Origin of the sequence: Actinomyces succiniciruminis (genome assembly GCF_900002405.1) — a bacterium.
Classification (GTDB): Bacteria; Actinomycetota; Actinomycetes; order Actinomycetales; family Actinomycetaceae; genus Actinomyces; species Actinomyces succiniciruminis.
Window position 1 is genome coordinate 75,334 of sequence record NZ_LK995525.1, and the last position, 4,185, is coordinate 79,518.

General features: G+C 73.1%; 5 protein-coding genes. 3 read left to right on the forward strand and 2 right to left on the reverse strand.

What is annotated here, in order from left to right; all coding sequences use genetic code 11:
• Positions 1 to 462, reverse strand: a 462-nt coding sequence (locus tag BN1056_RS10490; protein WP_425306121.1) for a DUF3097 family protein, incomplete at its 3' end; no start/stop codon positions are given.
• A 169-nt stretch (positions 463 to 631) separates the two neighbouring features.
• Between BN1056_RS10490 and hrcA the strand changes: the two genes are divergently transcribed.
• Together hrcA and dnaJ are read left to right on the forward strand one after the other, a co-directional pair.
• Positions 632 to 1,696 (forward strand): heat-inducible transcriptional repressor HrcA, encoded by a 1,065-nt coding sequence (hrcA, locus tag BN1056_RS10495; protein ID WP_210581006.1) that lies wholly within the window; start codon positions 632 to 634, stop codon positions 1,694 to 1,696.
• A gap of 52 nt (positions 1,697 to 1,748) precedes the next feature.
• Positions 1,749 to 2,870 carry a molecular chaperone DnaJ gene (gene dnaJ / locus BN1056_RS10500; protein WP_108967470.1) on the forward strand — a complete coding sequence of 374 codons (1,122 nt, stop codon included), beginning with the start codon at positions 1,749 to 1,751 and terminating at the stop codon, positions 2,868 to 2,870.
• Positions 2,871 to 2,927: 57 nt separating this feature from the next.
• Here dnaJ and BN1056_RS10505 read toward each other — a convergent pair whose 3' ends face one another.
• A complete protein-coding gene (locus tag BN1056_RS10505) occupies positions 2,928 to 3,758 on the reverse strand; it encodes a YggS family pyridoxal phosphate-dependent enzyme (RefSeq protein ID WP_210581008.1) in 831 nt (276 codons plus the stop codon).
• Between the two features lie 55 nt (positions 3,759 to 3,813).
• Between BN1056_RS10505 and BN1056_RS10510 the strand changes: the two genes are divergently transcribed.
• On the forward strand, positions 3,814 to 4,185 hold a 372-nt coding region (locus BN1056_RS10510), incomplete at its 3' end, for an RsmE family RNA methyltransferase (protein ID WP_210581010.1).

Here is a 4,185-nt window from a genome sequence, read left to right on the forward strand (position 1 = left end):
GGCGCGCTGCACGCCCCGCCGATCCTCCAGCACCACCAGGTGCTTGCCGCCGGACTTCTCCACGGCCACCGCCGCCCCCACGAAGCCGGTCTGGCGGTCCTCGAGCACCATGCCGCGCGTGAGGGCCACGTGCACCGACTCCGGGCGCACTGCCGTCGGGCCCACTCGGTGGGGGTCCACCGCCAGCACATCCCCGCCGTAACGGTTGTCGGCCGAAGGGCGCGCGGGCGGGGGAGTGGCGGCCTTCCGGCCCCCACGCCCCGCCGCGGAACGCCCGGAAGCCGCGGCCGCTCGGGCCGCACCCTCCGGGGCGCCGCTGCGACGTGCGGCGGCCTGCTGGCGGGCGGCCTGTTCCCGCAGGGCCCGACGGCGTGCCGCCGTCGCCCCGGGCACGACGCCGCGGGCGTTGGAAGTGGACTGGGAGCCGGAACGGCGGGAGGGTGGCGTGTTCACTCTGGGCACGGTAGGGGAAGGTCACGCCGTCGGCCCTGATTGCCGGCCGCGGCGCGGCGTAGGATGGCACTCGCGTCCCGGGAGTGCTAACGGCGTCGGCCGGTCCGGTGACGCCTGAACCGGCGGCCGGGCGTCGCGTCGCCCCGCGCGCGCATCGCAGACGAGAAGGGAGGGCCCCATGTCGGACGATCGCCGTCTGAAGGTGCTGTCCGCCATCGTCACCGACTACGTGCGCACCCGCGAGCCGGTCGGCTCACGCGCCCTGGTGGAGCGCTACCGGCTGGGCGTCTCCCCAGCCACCATCCGCAACGACATGGCCACCCTGGAGGACGAGGGTTACATCCACCAGCCGCACACCAGTGCCGGTCGCGTCCCCACCGAGAAGGGCTACCGCCGCTTCGTCGATGAGGTGGCCCGCATCAAGCCCCTCTCCGCCCCCGAGCGGGCCGCCATCAACGCCCTGCTGTCCGGCGCCGTCGACCTGGAGCAGGTGGTCGCCCGCACCGTGCGCGCGCTCGCCCAACTGACCGGCCAGCTGGCGGTCGTCGAGTACCCGAGTCTGCGCCGCACCACCCTGCGTCACCTCGAACTGGTGGCCCTCGGCCCCACCCGCCTGCTCATGGTCATCATCACCGACACCGGCCGCGTCGAGCAGCGCACCGTCGGCCTGTCCGGGCGCGGCCCCGACGGGCTGGTGGACCCGGCCGTCCTGGAGCGGCTGCGCCTGCGGCTGAACACCGCCCTGGTCGGCCGCCGCGCCGTCGAGGTGGTCCCGGTGCTCGCCGCCCTGGCCGAGCAGGCGCCCGCCGACGAGCGCGCCGTGCTGGCCGCCGTCACCGACGAGCTGATCGCCGCTCTGCGGCCCGACGCCGAGGAACGCATCGTCGTCGCCGGCACCGCCAACCTCGCCCGCTCCCTGGACTTCACCGCCATCGGCACGCTCCTGGACGCGGTTGAGGAACAAGTGGTGCTGCTGCGCCTGTTCACCTCCGAGGACGCCGCCCACCGCGACGACGCCGACGACACCGGAACCACCGTGCGCATCGGCTCGGAGACCCACGAGGACGCCCTGGCGGAGGCCTCGGTCGTCTCCGCCGCCTACGGCCCCGGGGACGCCGTCGCCCACCTGGGCGTAATCGGCCCCACCCGCATGGACTATCCGGCCACCATGGCGGCCGTGCGCGCGGTCGCCCGCTATCTGTCCCGGTTCCTGACCGGGACGGAGGGCAGCATGCCGGGCTGACCCGCCCACCGAGAATCCGACACCACCCCACCACGAAGGAACACCAGCAAGCGTGAGCGACTACTACGACGTCCTCGGTGTCACCCGCCAGGCCACGGCCGAGGAGATCAAGAAGGCCTACCGCAAGAAGGCCCGCCAGCTGCACCCCGACGTCGCCGGCCCGGGGCACGAGGACGAGTTCAAGAAGGTCTCCGCCGCCTACGAGGTCCTGTCCGACTCCGAGAAGCGGAAGATGTACGACCTGGGCGGTGAGGACGCCCTGCACGGCAACAACGGCTTCGGCGGCGGCTTCACCGGTGACTTCGGCAGCTTCTCCGACTTGTTCCAGCAGGCATTCTTCGGCGGCGCAGCCTCCCGCGGCCCGGCGTCCCGCACCCGCCGGGGCCAGGATTCGCTACTGGCCGTGGACGTGGACCTGGCCGACGTCGTCTTCGGCACCACCAAGACCGTCACCATGGACACCTACGTCGTGTGCGACACGTGCAACGGGTCCTGCTGCGCCCCCGGCACCTCGCCGGTCACCTGTGCCGAGTGCAACGGCCAGGGCTCGGTCCAGCGCATGCAGCGCTCACTGCTCGGCAACGTGGTCACCTCCATGCCCTGCCCGCGCTGCCAGGGGTACGGCACCGTCATCGCCTCCCCCTGCAAGGACTGCGACGGCGAGGGCCGCAAGCACGTGCGCACCCCGATCGACATCAATATTCCCGCCGGGGTGTCAACCGGTACCCGCATCCGCATGGGCGGGCGCGGCGAGGCCGGGCCCGCCGGCGGCCCCAACGGCGACCTGTACGTGGAGATCCACGAGAGGGAGCATGAGGCCTTCACCCGCGAGGGCGACGACCTGTACACCGAGCTGCGCGTGCCCATGACCGCCGCCGCCCTCGGCGCCTCCTTCCCGCTGGAGACCTTCGACGGCGAGCGCAATGTCTCCGTGCGCGCCGGCACCCAGGGCGGGGACGAGATCGTCCTGTCCGGCCTCGGCGTGGGGCGGCTGCGCCGCCCCGGCCGCGGCGACCTGCGCGTGCAGATCGTGGTGGAGACCCCCACCCGCCTGAACGACCGGCAGCGCGAGCTGCTGACGGAGCTGGCCTCCCTGCGCGGTGAGGACGGCTACGCCGCCCCCAAGGACGAGTCCATGATGGGCAAGCTGAAGGAGAAGCTGTCCGGCCGCTGACGGGTCTGCCGACACGGACGCGATGCGGGCGGCGCCTCCCGGGCCGCCCGCATCGGGCTACTCGGCGCCGTTGGCGGGCCAGTACAGCGAATCCGGGGTGGGGCGCGCACCGAAGATCGCCTGCCCGACGCGCACACACGTGGAACCGCCCGCAATGGCCAGCTCGAAGTCACCGCTCATGCCCATGGACAGTTGCCCATCGCCGACCGTGCCCGCCTGCAGCCCGGCGTCGCGCAGGGTGCGCATGATGCGGAAGCACTCGCGGATGCGGTCGGCGTCGTCGGTGTGGGCGGCCAGCGTCATCAGGCCGCGCACCCGCAGCGCCGAGTAGGCCGGCAGGGCCGCCAGGAAGTCGGCGACAGCGTCCGGCTCCAGGCCGAACTTGGAGGCCTCTCCGGAGGAGTTGACCTGCACGTACACGTCCAGGCCGCGCCCGGCCGCCTGCAGCCGCCGATCCAGGGCCTCGGCCACGCGCAGGGAGTCCAGGGCCTGGAACTCGTCGGCGAAGGCCGCCACGTCCTTGGCCTTGTTGGTCTGCAGGTGGCCGATCAGCGCCCAGTGGATGCCCAGGTCGGCCAGGTTCGCCGCCTTCCGCTTGGCCTCCTGCACCTTGTTCTCACCCATTTGAGTGATGCCGGCGGCCCAGGCGGCCCGCAGGCGCTCCTCCGGCACCGTCTTGGACACCGGCAGCAGCCGAATCTCGGCGGGGTTCCGGCCGGCGGCACGGGCGGCGGCGTCGATGCGGGCGCGCACGGCGGCCAGGTTGCGGCGGAAGTCCTCCACGGTGGTGGCCGTGGGGGCGCTGGACGGCTGCGTGGCGGGTTCGGAGCCGGCGGCAGGCGGTGCGGTGGACGGTTGGGGGGACGGGAGGGACGACGGATCGGTCATGTTCCGTGACGCTAGCACTGCGGCACTGACCCGTCCGGAACCGTACCCTGGAAGTGTGACTGCACCCGTCTTCCTCATCACACCCGAAACGCTCGAACCCACCGGGGCGGCCACCACCGCCACGCCCGGGGCCCGACTCACACTGACCGGTCCGGAGGCGCATCACGCGGTCTCCGTGCGGCGCCTGCATCCGGGAGAGCGGGTCGACCTGGTGGACGGACGGGGGCTGCGCCTGGTGTGCGAGGTGACCGACGCGGCCGCCGACGGTGGACGGCGGGAGCGCCTGGGCGTGCAGGTCGTGCAGCGGATCCAGGAGCCCGACGCGGGGCTGAAACTGGTGCTGGTGCAGGCGCTGGCCAAGGGCGGGCGCGACGAGCAGGCGATCGAGACCGCCACCGAGGTGGGTGCGGATCTGGTGGTGCCCTGG